The sequence below is a fragment of the Bifidobacterium rousetti genome (assembly GCF_008698235.1).
GTDB classification, from domain to species: domain Bacteria; phylum Actinomycetota; class Actinomycetes; order Actinomycetales; family Bifidobacteriaceae; genus Bifidobacterium; species Bifidobacterium rousetti.
In genome coordinates this window covers 465,545-482,897 of sequence record NZ_PEBH01000001.1, presented here as the reverse complement: position 1 = coordinate 482,897, position 17,353 = coordinate 465,545, and the positions used below count along the sequence as shown (strand labels likewise).

16 protein-coding genes are annotated in these 17,353 nt (G+C 66.5%); 14 read left to right on the top strand and 2 right to left on the bottom strand.

Annotated elements, in window-relative coordinates:
* Positions 1 to 128 precede the first annotated feature (128 nt).
* From CSQ85_RS02320 to mltG, 11 genes are all read left to right on the top strand, one after another.
* Positions 129 to 2,822 carry an ATP-dependent helicase gene (locus CSQ85_RS02320; RefSeq protein WP_150382664.1) on the top strand — a complete coding sequence of 898 codons (2,694 nt, stop codon included), beginning with the start codon at positions 129 to 131 and terminating at the stop codon, positions 2,820 to 2,822.
* A gap of 226 nt (positions 2,823 to 3,048) precedes the next feature.
* On the top strand, positions 3,049 to 3,444 hold the full coding sequence (locus CSQ85_RS02315; protein WP_150382663.1) for a DUF4418 family protein: 396 nt from the start codon (positions 3,049 to 3,051) through the stop codon (positions 3,442 to 3,444).
* A gap of 19 nt (positions 3,445 to 3,463) precedes the next feature.
* The gene (locus CSQ85_RS02310; protein WP_150382662.1) at positions 3,464 to 4,705 is read left to right on the top strand and encodes an FtsX-like permease family protein; all 1,242 of its coding nucleotides are present in this window, start codon (positions 3,464 to 3,466) and stop codon (positions 4,703 to 4,705) included.
* A gap of 10 nt (positions 4,706 to 4,715) precedes the next feature.
* A complete protein-coding gene (locus CSQ85_RS02305) occupies positions 4,716 to 5,453 on the top strand; it encodes an ABC transporter ATP-binding protein (protein ID WP_223846783.1) in 738 nt (245 codons plus the stop codon).
* Between the two features lie 213 nt (positions 5,454 to 5,666).
* Positions 5,667 to 6,293 (top strand): 30S ribosomal protein S4, encoded by a 627-nt coding sequence (rpsD, locus tag CSQ85_RS02300; RefSeq protein WP_107040633.1) that lies wholly within the window; start codon positions 5,667 to 5,669, stop codon positions 6,291 to 6,293.
* Positions 6,294 to 6,429: 136 nt separating this feature from the next.
* Positions 6,430 to 7,104 (top strand): histidine phosphatase family protein, encoded by a 675-nt coding sequence (locus CSQ85_RS02295; RefSeq protein ID WP_150382661.1) that lies wholly within the window; start codon positions 6,430 to 6,432, stop codon positions 7,102 to 7,104.
* Between the two features lie 36 nt (positions 7,105 to 7,140).
* The gene (locus CSQ85_RS02290; protein ID WP_107040631.1) at positions 7,141 to 7,524 is read left to right on the top strand and encodes a DUF948 domain-containing protein; all 384 of its coding nucleotides are present in this window, start codon (positions 7,141 to 7,143) and stop codon (positions 7,522 to 7,524) included.
* Positions 7,524 to 7,760, top strand: a complete 237-nt coding sequence (locus CSQ85_RS02285) for a hypothetical protein (RefSeq protein WP_107040630.1) — start codon at positions 7,524 to 7,526, stop codon at positions 7,758 to 7,760. The genes CSQ85_RS02290 and CSQ85_RS02285 overlap by 1 nt, the downstream gene beginning before the upstream one ends.
* Before the next feature lie 113 nt (positions 7,761 to 7,873).
* On the top strand, positions 7,874 to 10,558 hold the full coding sequence (alaS, locus tag CSQ85_RS02280; protein ID WP_107040629.1) for an alanine--tRNA ligase: 2,685 nt from the start codon (positions 7,874 to 7,876) through the stop codon (positions 10,556 to 10,558).
* A 5-nt stretch (positions 10,559 to 10,563) separates the two neighbouring features.
* Positions 10,564 to 11,019 (top strand): Holliday junction resolvase RuvX, encoded by a 456-nt coding sequence (gene ruvX / locus CSQ85_RS02275; RefSeq protein ID WP_107040628.1) that lies wholly within the window; start codon positions 10,564 to 10,566, stop codon positions 11,017 to 11,019.
* 9 nt (positions 11,020 to 11,028) lie between these two features.
* Positions 11,029 to 12,207, top strand: a complete 1,179-nt coding sequence (gene mltG / locus CSQ85_RS02270; RefSeq protein WP_150382660.1) for an endolytic transglycosylase MltG — start codon at positions 11,029 to 11,031, stop codon at positions 12,205 to 12,207.
* Between the two features lie 12 nt (positions 12,208 to 12,219).
* Here mltG and CSQ85_RS02265 read toward each other — a convergent pair whose 3' ends face one another.
* Positions 12,220 to 12,687, bottom strand: a complete 468-nt coding sequence (locus tag CSQ85_RS02265) for a prepilin peptidase (protein WP_150382659.1) — start codon at positions 12,685 to 12,687, stop codon at positions 12,220 to 12,222.
* A gap of 200 nt (positions 12,688 to 12,887) precedes the next feature.
* On the opposite strand from CSQ85_RS02265, the gene aroC reads away from it, so the two are divergent.
* The 3 genes from aroC to aroQ all read left to right on the top strand — a co-directional run bounded on the left by aroC (position 12,888) and on the right by aroQ (position 16,719).
* A complete protein-coding gene (aroC, locus tag CSQ85_RS02260; protein ID WP_150382658.1) occupies positions 12,888 to 14,081 on the top strand; it encodes a chorismate synthase in 1,194 nt (397 codons plus the stop codon).
* 395 nt (positions 14,082 to 14,476) lie between these two features.
* Positions 14,477 to 16,099, top strand: a complete 1,623-nt coding sequence (locus CSQ85_RS02255) for a bifunctional shikimate kinase/3-dehydroquinate synthase (protein WP_150382742.1) — start codon at positions 14,477 to 14,479, stop codon at positions 16,097 to 16,099.
* A 170-nt stretch (positions 16,100 to 16,269) separates the two neighbouring features.
* Complete coding sequence (gene aroQ, locus CSQ85_RS02250) at positions 16,270 to 16,719, top strand: type II 3-dehydroquinate dehydratase (RefSeq protein WP_107040624.1); 450 nt, start codon at positions 16,270 to 16,272, stop codon at positions 16,717 to 16,719.
* A 393-nt stretch (positions 16,720 to 17,112) separates the two neighbouring features.
* Here the strand turns inward: aroQ and CSQ85_RS02245 are convergent, their stop codons facing one another.
* Complete coding sequence (locus CSQ85_RS02245; protein WP_150382657.1) at positions 17,113 to 17,343, bottom strand: hypothetical protein; 231 nt, start codon at positions 17,341 to 17,343, stop codon at positions 17,113 to 17,115.
* Positions 17,344 to 17,353: the final 10 nt, after the last annotated feature.

Genomic DNA, 17,353 nt, shown 5'->3' with positions numbered 1-17,353 from the left:
GCGCGCGATCCCGCCGCAACACAGCCCGCCGACGAGGCCGTGTGGTAGACATGTATGGCCGAAATTTCCATGGCGACGGTTCGCCACAACGACGGTTCGCCACAACGTTCACACGACAGGGGAGCAGCGTGCAACAGGATCCGGATGTCATCGCAAGAAGCGCCGAGGAACTCGTGGGGGACCTGAACCCGCAACAGTCGCAGGCGGTGCAGTACCGCGGCCCCGCCCTCCTGATCGGCGCCGGCGCCGGCTCGGGCAAGACCCGTGTCCTCACCCGCCGCATCGCATGGATCCTGAGCCAGTTTGGCGCATGGCCCAGCCAGATCCTCGCCATCACCTTCACCAACAAGGCCGCCGCCGAGATGCGCGAACGACTCCAGACCCTGATCGGCCCGGTCGCCCAGCGCATGTGGGTGTCGACCTTCCACTCCGCATGCGTGAGGATCCTGCGCCGCGACGGCAAGGAGATCGGCCTCAAAAACGGCTTCTCGATCTACGACTCCGCCGACTCCGAACGCCTCGTCAAGATCATCGCCACCGAATTCAACATCGACGTCAAGCGATACACGCCCCGATCCATCCTCGGCCGCATCTCCGACTACAAGAACCAGCTCATCGGCTGGAAGACCCAACTGGCCACCTACGCGCCCGACTTCAAACCCGGACAGCGCGGCTACAAGATCGGCACCGTCGGCGACATCGAAGCCCTCTATGCGGTCGTCTACGCCGAATACGAGCACCGGCTCGCGCTCGCCAACGCCGTCGACTTCGACGACCTCATCGTGCGCACCGTCGAACTGCTGCGCGACCACCCGCAGGCGGCCGAATACTACCGGCACAAGTTCCGTTACATCCTCGTCGACGAGTATCAGGACACGAACCACGCGCAGTATGTGCTCGTGCGCGAGCTCGCCGGCGTCGACGCGCGCGAGGGACGCAATCCGGCGTGGATCACCGTCGTGGGCGACTCCGACCAGTCGATCTACGCGTTCCGCGGCGCCGACATCCGCAACATCCAGGACTTCGAGCAGGACTTCCCGGACGCGAAGACCATCATGCTCGAGCAGAACTACCGCTCCACGCAGACCATCCTCGACGCGGCCAACGCCGTGATCGCGAACAACCAGGGGCGCAAGCCGAAGAAGCTGTGGACCGCGCTCGGCAAGGGCGAGCCGATCGTCGGCTACGCGGCCGACAACGCCCAGCAGGAGGCCCAATGGATCGCCGGCGAGATCGCGAGGCTCCACAGGGAGGAGTCCATCGCCTACTCGGACATGGCGGTCATGTACCGCGCCAACGCGCAGTCCCGCTCCCTCGAGGAGGCGCTCATCAACGCGGGGACGCCGTACCAGCTGGTCGGCGGCACCAGGTTCTACGAACGCCGCGAGATCAAGGACGCGATGGCCTACCTGCAGGCCATCGTCAACCCCGACGACGACGTGAACCTCCGACGCATCCTCAACGTGCCCAAGCGCGGGCTCGGCGCGATGGCCGAGGGCATCCTCCTCGAATACGCGCGCACGCACGGCGCGAGCTTCTTCTTCGCCCTCATGCACATGGACGAGATCGAGGGCGTGCCCACCCGCACGCTCAACCAGCTGCACGGCTTCCGCGACCTGATGGCCGGCCTGTCCGCGTTCGCCCGAGCCAACGACGCGCATCCGAGCGACGTCGTCGCCGAGGTGCTCGACAAGTCCGGCCTGCTGGACGAACTGCGCAAGTCCGCGGACCCGCAGGACGAGTCGCGCGTCGAGAACCTCTCCCAGCTGCAGTCCACCGCCGCCGAGTTCGAGCAGAAGACCCCCGACGCCACGCTCGCCGGCTTCCTCGAGACCACAGCGCTCGTGGCCGACTCCGACCAGCTGCCCGGCGAGGGCGAGGACTCCGGCAAGGTCACGCTCATGACCCTGCACACCGCCAAGGGCCTCGAATACCCGGTGGTGTTCCTGACCGGCATGGAGCAGGGCACGTTCCCGCATTCGCGCTCCCTCGAGGACACGAGCGAGCTGGCCGAGGAGCGTCGCCTCGCCTACGTGGGCATCACGCGCGCCAAGCAGCGCCTGTACGTCACGCGCGCCGCCGTGCGCAGCCAGTGGGGCAAGGCCGCCGAGATGATGCCCAGCCAGTTCCTCGACGAGATCCCCGACGATCTCATCGACTGGAAGCGCCGTGAATCCGACGTCGAACGCATGCGCTCCAGCTGGAGCGCCGACGACGAGTTCGGCGGATGGGACGACGACTTCTCCTCCGGGCCGACCTTCGGGGGATCGGGATCGTACGGGTCGTCCTCGTACGGTTCGCGCGGTTCGTCGTCCTACGGCGGGTCCACGTACGGGGGCTCGTCCTACGGTTCGGGATCGTCCTCGTCCTACGGCTCGCGCGGGGGAGGGCGATACGGCTCGTCGTCCTATGGCTCCTCGACCTACGGGTCGTCCACCTACGGCGGCTCGTCGGGTTCCTCGCGCGGTTCCTCGTCCCGTTCCGGCTCGTCGTCCCGGTCGTCCCGTTCCTATGGATCGTCGTCCTACGGCTCGTCGTCGTCCTATGGTTCCTCCTCTTCGACAGGCCGCTCCGGCAAGGTCTCGACCCGCCGCGTCACGCCGAAGGCCTCCGCCACCTCGTCCGCGGCGTCGCAGGGCATGCACGACAACGGCCTCGACATCGCCGATTTCGCGATCGGCGACCGCATCACCCACGACCGCTTCGGCATGGGCAAGATCCTCGACATCCAGGCGGGGGCGAGGCCGGTCATCACCGTCGACTTCGGCTCCGACGGCGTCAAGCGCCTGTCGCTCAAGAGCGCGCCGATCGAGAAGCTCTGACGGACGGGCATACGAGACATATCACGAGACATACCAAGCGATACGGGACATACGAACGGACGGACGTGAGGACGGGACTCCGCTGGCCGGCTGAATGTCGGTAGCAGAGTCCCGTTCAAAAGTCAAGACTTGTTTTTCTCTCAGTGAACCCTCATAATGCGGGACGTCGCGTTTGTCGCGCGGATCACATTCTGCACACACACGAGTAACCCATAGGAAGAGAGACATGAAGAACAAGCTCATCGCGTCCGTGCCCGCCATCGTCCTCGGCGCCCTGACCGCCATCGCGCCGCAGACCTTCGCCCACGCATGCCAGGGGCACGACACGTTCGGCGCCTGCCACTACTCGCAGCAGGCCGCCACGGGCATCGGCGTCGCGATCCTCGCGCTCGGCGTGATCGCCCTCTTCGTTGACGGCCGCACGCGCATCGGCCTCAACATCGCCGTGATCGTCGACGCGCTGCTCCTGCTCGCCGTGCCCACGATCCTCATCGGCATCTGCCCGGGCGCGATGATGCACTGCCGCATGGTCATGCTGCCGACGCTCATCGTGCTCGGCGTGCTCGAGATCGTCGCCGCCGCCATCGCCGTGTGGCTCGACGCCCGCGGCGCCAGGCGCTGACCGTCGACGGGACGATCCGATGGAGAACAGGAACGTGGACTCGTCCGCGAGGTACGTGAGGCTCACCGACCTGCCGTTCGCCAACCTCAGGCGACGGCCGTTGCGCACGGCGGCCCTGCTCGCCGTGGTCGGGGTGCTCGCCGCCGCCTTCTTCGGCGGCTCGATGCTCGGCATGAACCTCGGCAACGGCATGGCGAGCATGGAGCGCCGCCTCGGCGCCGACCTCATGGTCGTGCCGCAGAATACCGCGACGAAGGCCGAGGCGCTGCTCACCGACGGCGACCCCGGCACCTTCTACTTCACGCGGGACATCGCGGACGGCGTCGAACAGGCCGACGGCATCGAACAGGCCACCGAGCAGACCTACATCGCCTCGCTCGCCGCCGCGTGCTGCGAGGAGAAACTGCAGATCATCGGCTACGACCCGTCCACCGATTTCGTCATCGGACCGTGGGTGGCCTCCCAGTTCTCCGGCGAACTCGGCGAGGGGGAGATGATCGCGGGCGCCAACGTCAACGTCTCCACCGACGGCACCATCGAACTGTACGGGCGCAGGTGGCCGGTCGTCGCCCAGCTGGCGAACACCGGCACCAGCCTCGACAACTCCGTGTTCATCCGGCAGGAGACCGTGCCCGACATGGTCGAGGCGTCGGCCGCGGTCTCCAGGCGCGTCATGCCGGCCGAATACGCGGGCAAGGCCGTCTCCTCGGTGCTGATCAAGGTGAAGGACGGCTACGAGCCCAAGGCCGTGGCCCGCAACATCGCCGAACTCGACACGAGATTCACCGGCCTCGGATACGTCTATCCGGGCGGCGTGACCGCGGCCACGAAGACCGCGCTGGGATCGCTGCTCGGCTACGTGGCCGTGTTCGTCGCCGCGCTGTGGACGATGGGCGTCATCGTGCTCGTCGCCGTGTTCGCCTCCAGCGCGAACGAGCGCAAACGCGAATTCGCCTCGCTGCGCATCATGGGCGCCACCCGGGGCATGGTCAACAGGGTCATCCTCAAGGAGTCGGCGGTCATAGGACTCGCGGGGGGCGCGGCCGGCGTCGGCGTCGGCGCGCTGGGCATCCTGCCGTTCAGCTCGCTCATCGGCAGCCAGCTGCAGCTGCCGTACCTCCAGGAGGGGCCGTTGGCCGTGCTCGCGTTGGCCGTGCTCGCCCTCGTCTGCTCCACGGCCGTCGGCATGGCCTCCTCGCTCGTCGTCATGGGGCGCCTGTCGCGCGCCGACGCCGACATCATCCTCAAGGAGGGGCGCTGACATGACGGATATGACGGATATGACGGACCGCGGCGATCCGGTCGACTCCGGCGTGGCCGATGCCGCGCGACTGCTGCACATCGAGGACCTGACGCGCAGCTTCGTGCGGCGCGGCGAGCCGTTCGACGCGGTGAGCCATGTGGACCTCGACCTCGCGTCCGGCGACTTCATCGCCATCGTCGGACGCTCCGGCAACGGCAAAAGCACCCTGATCAACATGATCGCCGGCCTCGTGCGCCCCTCCGGCGGCTTCGTCGAGGTGGAGGGGCGTCGCGTCGCCGATATGACGGACCGTGAGCTGTCCCGGATGCGCAACCGCGCGATCGGATTCGTCACGCAGGAGCAGACGCTGCTCGGCAACCTGCCCGTGCTCGACAACGTGATCCTGCCCGCCACGTTCTTCCCAGGTGTTCCGGACGGGCCGGGGGAGGACCTCATGGACCGGGCGCTCGGCCTGCTGCACGAGCTCGGCGTCGAGGACCTCGCCGGATGCTATCCGCGAGAGCTGTCCGGAGGGGAGATGCGGCGGGTGTCGATCGCCCGCGCGCTCATCGGCTCCCCGCGGCTCATCATCGCGGACGAACCGACCGGCGATCTCGACATGGACAGCACCACCACGGTGATGCGATTGCTGCGCCAGCGTGCAGACGCCGGCGTCGGCGTGCTCATGGTCACCCACGATCCCGACGCCGTGCGCTACGCCGACACGGTGTATCGGATGGACGCCGGAGTGCTGTCCCGGGCATAGGTGTATATTGGTCGTTTGTATCTGCCGCAAGGCGGATGCGTCTGGAGTCTTAGCCCGTCAACGGGTCGGCAGCCGGAATCGTAAGGAATCCGAATGATTCGGCCGCTCGTGAGCGATCACGACGAAGCGTTGGAGAGGCCCGACTCAGCGTGGGAGGTCGTCGAGACACCCCGCGTTCCGTTCAGATAACGACAGAAAGATAAAGGAATAATCATGACGAACGTTCAGCGTTCCCGCCGTCAGGTGCGCCTTTCCCGCGCCCTCGGCATCGCCCTGACCCCGAAGGCCCAGCGCATCTTCGAGAAGCGCCCGTACGCCCCGGGTGAGCACGGCCGCACCCGCCGTCGCACCGAGTCCGATTACGCCGTGCGTCTGCGCGAGAAGCAGCGTCTGCGCGCCCAGTACGGCGTGTCCGAGAAGCAGCTGCGCCGCGCCTACGAGCAGGCCACCCACGTTCCGGGCCAGACCGGTAACGCCATGCTGGCCGACCTCGAGGTCCGCCTCGACAACCTGGTCCTGCGTGCCGGCTTCGCCCGCACCACCGCCCAGGCCCGTCAGTTCGTGACCCATCGCCACATCCTCGTGGACGGCAACATCGTCAACCGCCCGTCCTACCGCGTCAAGCCCGGCCAGACCATCCAGGTCAAGCCGAAGAGCCAGACCATGGTTCCGTTCCAGATCGCCGCCGAGGGCGTGCACCGCGACGTGCTGCCCGCGGTCCCCGGCTACCTCGACGTGAACCTGCCGTCCCTCAAGGCCACCCTGACCCGCAAGCCGGAGGTCGAGCAGATCCCGGTGCAGGTCAACATCCAGTACGTGGTCGAGTTCTACGCCCGCTGATCCGGGCCCACTTCTGTATCCATTACAGTCAAGGACATACCGCTTCGGACCCCGTGTCCCCGTTTTTCCGGGGCGCGGGGTTCGCGCGTTGCGGGGCCGATTCGCGCCGCCGCATCCCCGGCGGTAGAGTGGTCCCATGATCCTCCATCTGCATCTGGTCCGCCACGGGCAGACCACGTTCAACCGCTACAACCGCCTTCAGGGGTGGTGCAACGCGCCGCTGACCGAATCCGGGCTCGCCGACGCCGACAAGGCCGGACGGCGCCTCTCCGGCTATGATTTCGCCGCCGCCTACTGCTCGGACACCTCGCGCGCCCAGATCACCGCCGCGCGCATCCTCGACATCAACGAGGCAGCGGGCCATGCGCGCCCCGAGCTGGTCTCCGACATGCACTTCCGCGAGCAGTGCTACGGCTACTTCGAAGGCCAGGACATGTCGCTCGCATGGACCGCCGCGGGCGGCCCCCACGGCGCCAGGAACTACAACGAGATCGTCGAGAAGTTCGGCCTCGCCGCCACCCGCGACTTCCTCAAGGAGGCCGACCCGTTCCACGATGCGGAATCGGACGAGGAGTACTGGACCCGCGTCGAGGGCGCGTTCGCGCTCATCGCCTCCAACCCTCACCTGAAGGACGGCGACGACGTGCTCCAGATCTCGCACGGCAACACGCTCCTGAGCCTCGGCCACCGCTTCGGCGGCGACGACCTCGACCTGAGCGAACGCCCGCGCAACGGCTCCGTCACGGACATCGACTTCGATACGACCAAGCCGTTCTCCGAGGCGATCACCATCGTGTCGTACGGCAAGTGATACCCTATTGCGAGTAACTGTGACATAGGAGGCTTTATGGGAGTTGGAGAGATCGCCGGTCTGGTGGCCGCCATCGCGTTCGCCGTGCTCGCCGGGTTCATGATCTATCCGCTGATCCGTCTGGGCAAGCTGTTCGACCAGATCGCCGCAACCGTCAAGGAATCCGGCGACCACGCCATCCCGGCGCTTGACGAGGGCGTCACCACCGTCAAGCAGGTCAACAAGTCCCTGGAGGATGTCAACAGGATCTCCGCCGCCGCGTCGACCACCGCCAACAACGTCGGCGCGCTGACCGACCTGTACGGCTCGTTCCTCGGCAAGCCGGTGATCAAGATCGCCTCGGCCGTGTACGCCGTGAAGTCCACCGCCGCCTCCTTCCTCGCCGAAGGCCAGTCCAAGGCGAAGCAGGAGGGGAAGTGATGTTCAAGCGCATCTTCTGGATGGGCATCGGCTTCGGACTCGGCGTGATCGCCGTCTCCAAGGCCCAGGCCTACGTCAAGGCCAACACCCCGGACGCGGCCAGGCAGTTCCTGCTCGGCCCCGATCAGGACAACGTCGCCGTCAGGACCCTCGCGGGACTGCTCGACGAGTTCAACGCCACGCGCAAGGCCCGCGAAGAGGAGCTCAACGAGCGCTACGCGAAGTCCACGCGCTGAACGCGCGTCCGACGCACTCGACAGTGCCTTCGATAATCCACATCCGATAATCACAGTCCTTCACGGGCCCTGCCATGCCCGTGCAACCACACACAAGGAGTTTCCAACCGCTTATGCGCACCTCAGAAATCGCGAAGCGTTATCTCGACTACTTCGCCGACCACGGCCACCTGGTCGTGCCCTCGGCGTCGCTGATCTCGCCGAACCCGACCACATTGTTCACCATCGCAGGCATGGTGCCCTTCATCCCGTACCTGATGGGCGAGCAGACCCCGCCGAGGCACCGCATGGCCTCGAACCAGAAGTGCGTGCGCACGCTGGACATCGACGAGGTCGGCAAGACCACCCGCCACGGCACCTTCTTCCAGATGCTCGGCAACTTCTCCTTCGGCGACTACTTCAAGGAGGAGGCCATCCACTACGCCTACGAGCTGCTGACCACCCCGCAGGACAAGGGCGGCTACGGCTTCGATCCGGAGAAGCTGTGGATGACCACCTTCACCGACGACGAGGAAGCCCGCTCGATGTGGAAGAACGAGGGCGTCGACCCCGAGCACATCCAGATCATGGGCATGGAGGACAACTTCTGGACCACCGGCGGCCCCGGCCCCGGCGGCCCGTGCTCCGAGATCTACGTCGACCGCGGTCCGGCCTTCGGCAAGGAGGGCGGCCCGATCGCCGACGAGAACCGCTACATCGAGATCTGGGACCTGGTCTTCGAGAACTACGAGGTCGACAACGTCAAGTCCAAGACGGACCTGCACATCGTCGGCGAGCTCGAGCACAAGAACATCGATACCGGCGCCGGCCTCGAGCGCCTCGCCTACCTGATGCAGGGCAAGGGCAACATCTACGAGACCGACGAGGTCTACCCGGTCATCGAGGCCGCCGAGCGCCTCTCCGGCCGCAAGTACGGCGAGGACGAGGCGATGGACGTCAAGTTCCGCGTCGTGGCCGACCACGTCCGCTCCGCCCTGATGATCATGTCCGACGGCGTGCGCCCGTCCAACAACGGCCGCGGCTACGTGCTGCGCCGCCTGCTGCGCCGCACCATCGAGGCCATGCGCGTGCTCGGCGTCGAGGACGCCGTGCTGCCCACCCTCTTCCCGACATCCAAGGCCGCGATGGAGCCCAGCTACCCGGAGCTCAACGACACCTTCCACGAGGTGTCCGAGTCCGCGTACGGCGAGGAGGACGCCTTCCGCCGCACGCTGAGCGCCGGCATCGAGATCCTCGACGTGGCCGTGAACAAGGCCAAGCAGGAGTCCGGCGCGGGCGCCGTGGTCTCCGGCGACGACGCGTTCAAGCTGCACGACACCTACGGCTTCCCGATCGAGCTGACCCTCGAGATGGCCGCCGACCAGGGCGTCAAGGTCGACGAGGCCAAGTTCCGCGAGCTGATGGCCGAGCAGAAGAACCGCGCCCGCGCCGACGCCCTGAAGAAGCGCCACAACGTGGACCTGTCCGTCTACGACGACTTCAAGAAGACCCTCGCCAAGCCGATCGACTTCCTCGGCTACACCGACATGTCCGCGCGCGCCACCGTGCTCGGCATCATGCAGGAGGGCAAGGGCTCCGTGCCGGCCGTCACCGGCCCGGCCAACATCGAGGTCATCCTCGACCGCACCCCGTTCTACGCGGAGGCCGGCGGCCAGCTCGCCGATCAGGGCGAGATCCTGTCCGACGACGGCGCCGTGCTCGAGGTCGACGACGTGCAGAAGCCGATCAAGGACCTCATCGTCCACCAGTGCCGCCTGACCGAGGGCACGCTGGTCGTCGGCACGCAGGTCAACGCCAACATCGATCTGGCCCGCCGCGGCGCCATCGCCCGCTCGCACACCGCCACGCACATGGTGCACAAGGCGCTGCGCGAGGAGCTCGGCCCGCAGGCCACCCAGCGCGGCTCCGAGGACGCCCCGAACCGCCTGCGCTTCGACTTCCAGTGGTCCAGCGCCCCGACCAAGCAGGTCATGAGCGCCGTCGAGGAGCGCGTCAACGACCGTCTGCGCGACAACCTCGTCGTCACCACCAAGGAGATGAAGTTCGACGACGCCATCGCCTTGGGCGCCATGCACCTGTTCGGCGAGAAGTACGGCGACATCGTGCGCGTCGTGTCCATCGGCGAGGACGGCTGGAGCCGCGAGCTGTGCGGCGGCACCCACGTCGACCACGTCGGCAAGATCGGCGCGATCAACATCATGTCCGAGTCCTCCATCGGCTCCGGCGTGCGCCGTGTCGACGCCGTGGTGGGCGCCGGCGCCTACGAGTTCAACGCCCGCGAGCACGCGCTGGTCTCCCAGCTGAGTGACAAGCTCAACGCCCGTCCGGACGAGCTGGCCGAGCGCGTCAACGCGCTGCTCGCCAAGCTCAAGGAATCCGACCGCCGTCTCGCCGCCATGTACGAGGGCCAGCTGGCCGCGGCCGTCCCGGAACTCGTCAAGAACGCCGAGGCCTCCACGGCCCCGGTCAAGGTCGCCGCGAAGAACGTCGGCCACTTCGGCTCGTTCGACGCGCTGCGCAAGACGGTGCTCGACGTACGCTCCCGCCTCGGCGAGGAGTCCCCGGTGGTCGTGGCGCTGGCCGGCGTCAGCGCCGACGACAAGCCGATGGTCGCCGTGGCCACCAACGAGGCCGCGCGCAAGCTCGGCATCAAGGCCGGCGACCTCGTGCGCGGCGCCTCCAAGATCCTCGGCGGTGGCGGCGGCGGCAAGCCGGACTTCGCCCAGGGCGGCGGCGCCGACGCGTCGAAGCTCGACGAGGCGGTCTCCGCGCTCGAACGCGAGGCGCTGAAGGGCTGAGCCGCTTGACCTGGCTTGGCATTGATCTGGGTGACGCCCGGGTCGGACTGGCATTGTCCGACCCGGAGCTCACCCTCGCACATCCCATCGGCAACATTCAGGTGTACGGGGATTCGTTCCGTGCGCTGGATGATGTTATCGATATCATCGAAGACGAGCACATCGACCGTGTCATCGTCGGACTGCCGTTGCAATTGGACGGCTCGGAAGGTAAAAGCGCCAAGAAGGCGCGCAGGTGGGCGTCGAACCTCGCCAAACGCATCGAACGGCTGATGTCGGACGGCGAAATCGAACTGGAAACGGCACCTGATATAGAATTGGTGGATGAGAGGCTGACCACGGTCAGCGCACATCGTCAATTGCATGACGCGAATATCGCAGGCAGAAGGCACAGGCCTGTCGTCGACCAGCAGTCCGCGGTCGTGATATTGCAGTCCGCGTTGGATCGCAACGAGCACTAGGGGAGAGGTATGGCCGAGAGCTTCAACGATTTCTTCGAGGAGAACACACAATGGGTGTCGGGCAACGGCGCGGCGCCCGCGGCTGAGCCCCCGCGTCCCCCGAAGTCCCGCAAGGAGATGCGCAAGCGGCGCAGGAAGCACCGCCGCAAGAACGTCGTCGTCGCGGTGGCCGTCATCCTCGTGCTCGCGCTGATCGGCGTCGGCTGCTTCTTCGGATACCGACGCATCGCCGCGATCCGCGCCGTGAACGACTACAACGCCCGCGTCTCCCAGGAGTATCCGGGCCCCGGCACCGGTTCCGTGATGTTCACCATCGAACAGGGCGAGGACTCGGTCTCCGTGGGCAAGAGGCTCGTCAAGGCCGAGGTCGTCAAGTCGGCCGAGGCGTTCGCGTCCGCGGTGTCCGCGAACAACGCGACGCTCTACCCGGGCACGTTCGAGCTCAAGAGGCACATGCGCTCCGCCGACGTCGTCTCCATCCTCTCCGACCAGACGAAGGCCACCGGCTTCCTCGACGTCAAGTCGGGCGAGCGCGTCTCCGACGTGATCAAGGCGGCCGCCGAGCTGAGCGGCATCGACGAAAGCGAATTCCAGTCGGTCGTCGACGGCGGGGGAGACGGCATCCTGCCCGCCGAGGCCAACGGCAAGTTCGAAGGGTGGCTCGAGCCCGGGCAGTACGACGTCAAGTCGAAGAAGTCCGCGTCCGACATCCTCAAGATGATGGTCGACAAGCGCGTCGCCAAGCTCGATTCGCTGGGCGCTCCCACCGGCGAGGATCGCGAACGGCTCCTCATCATCGCGTCCATCGCCGAATCCGAGGTCAACTCGCAGCAGTACTACGGCAAGGTCACGCGCGTGATCCTCAACCGGCTCGACAAGGACATGGCCCTCGGCATGGACACCACCGTGGCCTACGGCCTGGGCATCAGCGCCAGCCAGCTGACCAACGCGCAGCTTGCAGACAAGTCCAACCCGTACAACACGCGCGTCAACAAGGGCCTGCCGCCCACGCCGATCTCCAACCCCGGAGACAGCGCGCTCAAGGCGGCCATCAGCCCCGAGGACGGCAACTGGATCTACTTCGTGACGACGAACCTCGAAACCGGCGAGACCAAGTTCACCGACAATGAGGCCGAGTTCGAGAAGTTCGTCCAGGAGTACAAGACCACCAACAAGAACGCGAACTGACGCAGACGGCCGTCACAACATCGTCGAGAACACGGCGACCGCCGCTCCCGCGGCGATCGCCGGGATGAACGGGGTCTTGCCGCGGTACGGGGTGTTCCTTTGCGGGTCGAAGCGCGACCACAGCGCGATGAGCGCGAGGCCCAACACGCTCATCGCCACCCACCACACGACGACGCCGTCGAGCCCGTACATGCCCACCGCGAGCCCGAGAGGCAGCATCGCGGTCACGTCGCCGAACCCCAGCGCGCCCGGCTTGGCCAGCGCGAGCAGCAGCTGGACGAACGCGCACAGCACGGCGAACAGCAGCGCCTGCAGCACGATGAAGAACTGGTTCGCGGTCCCCGCCCAGACGAGATCCGCCACGAGCTGCAGCAGGAAGAACACGCCCACCCACGCTCGCGGCACACAACGGTGCCGTATGTCCTCGACGCTGAGGGCGATGGCGCAAATGAGACTCGGCAGACAATACAGGTACGGCATGTTTTAACATTAACCCCTAGTGAACACGCAGAGCGGTCCCGGAGCCGGCGGACGCGCGCGTTCCATCACGCTCACGGCGTAAACCGTGTTGTCTGAGGTGTGTTGGGGCGTTCCCCGCCCGTCGATGCCATGGGGCCCGTTGCCGAAGGACCATCGAGGGACCCGCACAGGGGTCCCGGAACACGAGGAGAGGAACAGGTATGTTGCGTTGGCAGACCGCCGGTGAATCGCACGGCGAGGCGCTCGTCGCCATGATCGAGGGACTGCCCGCCGGGGTGTCAGTCACCAGCGGCGATGTGGTGGACGCGCTGGCCCGCAGGCGTCTCGGCTACGGCCGTGGCGCCCGCATGAAGTTCGAGCAGGACAAGGTGCGTCTCCTGACCGGCGTGCGCCACGGCTCCACGCTGGGCGGCCCGATCGCCATCGAGATCGCCAACACCGAGTGGCCGAAGTGGACCGAGGTCATGAGCGCCGACCCGCTCGACCACGACATCCCGCGCGAGGGACGCAACGCCCCGCTGAGCCGCCCGCGCCCCGGCCACGCCGATCTGACCGGCATGCGCAAGTACGGTTTCGACGACGCGCGTCCGGTGCTCGAGCGCTCCAGCGCCCGTGAGACCGCGTCCCGCGTCGCCCTGGGCGCCGTGGCCGCGAAGTTCCTTGAGCAGGCGTTCGGCATCCGCACCGTCGCCCACGTCATCTCCATCGGCGGCGCCGGCGTCGAGGACGCCGACCACGCGCCGCTGCCCACCCCCGACGACGTCGAGGCGCTCGACGCATCCCCGGTGCGCACGCTCGACAAGGCCGCCGAGGAGCGCATGATCAAGCGCATCGACGAGATCAAGGCCAACGCCGACACCGTCGGCGGCGTCATCGAGGTCATCGCCTACGGCGTGCCCGCGGGCATCGGCACCTACGTGGAGTCCGACCGCCGCCTCGACGCGGCCCTCGCCTCCGCGGTCATGGGCATCCAGGCCATCAAGGGCGTCGAGATCGGCGACGGCTTCCTCGAGGCCGTGCGCCCCGGCTCCGCCGCGCACGACGAGATGGTGCCGGGTGAGGACGGCCACATCACCAGGCTCACCAACCGCGCCGGCGGCATCGAGGGCGGCATGTCCAACGGCCAGCCGATCCGCGTGCGCGCCGCGATGAAGCCGATCCCGTCCATCCCGCGCGCCCTGAGGACCGTCGACGTCGCCAACGGCGAGGCCGCGCAGGCCATCAACCAGCGTTCCGACTCCACCGCCGTGCCGGCCGCCTCCGTCGTGGCCGAGGCGATGGTCAGGCTCACCCTCGCCAAGTACGCGCTCGAGAAGTTCGGCGGCGACTCGCTCGCCGAGACCCGCCGCAACTGCGAGAACTACCTCGCCTCGTGGCCGGAGCACATGCGTTGAGTCACATGATCCACAGCAGCCGTAACAGCCGTGACGATCGCGACGATCGTGGTCGCGACGGTCATAACGGTCACAGCAGTCATAGCAGTCACAATGGTCGCACCGGTCACAACGGGATCGAACGCGGCGGCGATCGTCGGGACGGCGTCCACAACGACAGTCGGGACGGCGTCCACAACGTCGGACATGGCGGCGGTCACGGACGGCGCAACCGCGTCTCGCGCGTCTCTCGCGCCGCGTCTCGCTCGTCCGGCGCCGGCGTCTCCCGCAATGCGCGCATCAGGCGTCATCGCACGGCCAGGTCGCAGGACATGGTCGCCGGCGATTCCGCACGCACCGGAGCCCGCACCCGCGTCCGTACGTCCGAGCAAGGCTCCGGTACGGGGAACGTCGGCATGAGGCGTCCGCGCGCGGTCATCATCGGCATGATGGGCGCCGGCAAGACCCGCGTCGGCAAGGAGGTCGCGCACATGATGCGCATCCCGTTCGCCGACGCCGACGTGGAGATCGAGCGCGAGGTCGGCATGAAGATCCCTGCGTACTTCGAACAGTACGGGGAACCCGCCTTCCGCAAGGTCGAGGCGGATCTCATCGCCGACTTCCTCGAAAGCTTCGACGGCATCTTCTCCCTCGGCGGCGGAGCCCCGATGACCCCGTCGACGCAGGACGCGCTGGCCGACTACATCGACGCCGGCGGACGCGTCGTCTACCTCGACGCCGACCCCGAGGATGCGATGGAACGCGCCAACCGCGGCGGCGGACGCCCGATGCTCGCCGGCGACGCCAACGCTCGATGGAAGAAACTCTACAAACAACGCGATCCGGTGTTCCGCGAAGTCGCGAACGTGATTGTGCACACGCGCCGGCAGACGCCGCAGGTCGCCGCGAGAAAGGTGATGGACATGATCTCAGAACGAAGCGTGCATGTGACCGGCACCGCCATCGAACCCTACGATGTGGTGATCGGCGAGGGCACGATGAACCACATCGCCGAGGTGTTCGGCGACAAAGTCGTCAGGGTGGCGCTGATCCACACCCAGCCGGTGCAGCGTCACTCCGACCGCGTCCGCGCGCTGCTGCGTCAGGCCGGCTATCAGGTCTCCGACATCGTCGTGCCGGACGCCGAGGCGGGCAAGACCGTCGAGGTCGCCAACGGCGTGTGGGAGCGTCTCGGCGACGAGGGCTTCACCCGCTCCGACGCGATCGTCGGCGTGGGCGGGGGAGCGGCCACCGATCTGGCCGGCTTCATCGCCGCCACATGGATGCGCGGCATCCGCTACGCCAACTGCCCGACCTCGCTGCTGGCGATGGTCGACGCGTCCACCGGCGGCAAGACCGGCATCAACACCACGGCCGGCAAGAACCTCGTCGGCTCGTTCTACACGCCCGCGGGCGTGTTCGCCGACACGAAGACGCTGGCCTCGCTGCCGAACGACATCTTCATCGAAGGCCTCGGCGAGGTCGCGAAGTCCGGCTTCATCGAGGACACGGAGATCCTGCGCATCCTCGAGGAACATGCGTCCGAGCTGCGTGAGTTTGACGGCGCCACGTTCCTCGGCTCCGGTCTCGAGGACGTGGTCTCCGAACTCATCGAGCGCACGGTGACGGTCAAGGTCCATCACGTCTCCGCCGACCTGAAGGAGAAGGGCAAGCGCGAGTTCCTCAACTACGGGCACACGCTCGCCCACGCGATCGAGAAGCTCGAGCATTTCCGCTGGCGTCACGGCAACGCGGTCGCCGTCGGCACCGTGTACGCCGCCGAACTGGCGCACATCCTGGGCTACATCGATCAGGACCTCGTCGACTACCACCGTTCGCTGCTCTCGTCGCTGGGACTGCCGACCTCGTGGAACGGCGGTTCGTTCGAGGACGTGCTCGCCCTGATGCACAAGGACAAGAAGGCGCGCGGCAACATGCTGCGCTTCGTCGTGCTCGAGGGCGGCCCCGGACATGTCGTCCACCTCGAGAACCCGCCGGCCGACGCCGTCGAGGAGGCGTTCCGCCGCATTCGTCAGTGATGTGCCGATGATCCGTCGGCGGCGTCGTTGGATGTCACTTGGCGTCACTTGGTGTCTTTTGGCGTCATTTGGCGTCACCGAACGGTTTGTCACATCATCACCCGCATCATCAGTCATAAATCGTCATCATCCGTCGTTGAATTCCGTCGTTGAATAAGGAGATCAGTCATATGTCCACGAAGGTCATCGTCGTCAACGGGCCGAACCTCGGCCGCCTCGGCGTGCGCCAGCCCGATGTGTACGGCCGTCAGGATCTGGAGGAGCTGCGCCGCCTGTGCGCCGAATGGGGCGCCGCGCTGGGACTCGAGGTCGAGGTGCGTCAGACCGACGACGAATCGGAGATGGTCCACTGGATGCACCGGGCCGCCGACGAGAAGACCCCGGTCGTCATGAACCCGGCCGCGTTCACCCACTACTCGTACGCGCTGGCCGACGCCGCCCACATGGTCGGTGACGCCGGCCTGCCGCTCATGGAGGTCCACATCTCCAACCCGTCCGCCCGCGACGAGTTCCGCAAGCGCTCGGTCATCTCCCCGGTCGCCACCGGCACTATCACCGGCATGGGCTTCTACGGCTACAAGCTCGCCCTCGACGCCATCGCCCACCTCGTCAACGCCTGAACGGAGAACCGCGACGGATCCCACCGGATCGGACGTTTTCGCGCCTGAAAAAGGCCATAAAACATCCGATCCGATAGGGTTCCCATCCCGGGGATCCAGAGGAGCCGTTCGGCGGTGTCCGGTCCATCCGATCCCATAGGGTCCATCCGATCCCATAGGACTCGGCGCAACAATTTCGCGAAATAACCCTTGATCTCCCGAATTTGTTGCGCTGCCCGGTTCTCAGTGCATGGTTCTCAGTGCAACAATCTCCCGAAATTCCTCCTGGTCTCCGAAAATTGTTGCGCTGAGTGGGGGAGAGGAACATAGAAGGGGCGCTGAGTCGAGCGTCCGGGAATCGCTCGAACGAATGCGAAGCGGCTGATCCGCGCGCCGGATGGTTGGGATCGATGCTTAGATCGTTTTACGGGGCGGGTGTATCCGTGGCACTCCGCCGGCGATGAGCTTGGCGCACAATCGCTCGGATGACATCACGTCCTCGTAGAACAGATGAAGCACGACGGTGACGTTCTGCTCTTTCAGATGCCGTTCGCGGATCCGTTCATAGTTCAGCTTCGCCTGAAGACTGGCCCGGTTGGGCTGTCGCTTGATGCTGTGTTGACTTGTTTTTCCTTGTTTTGACATGTTATAATTT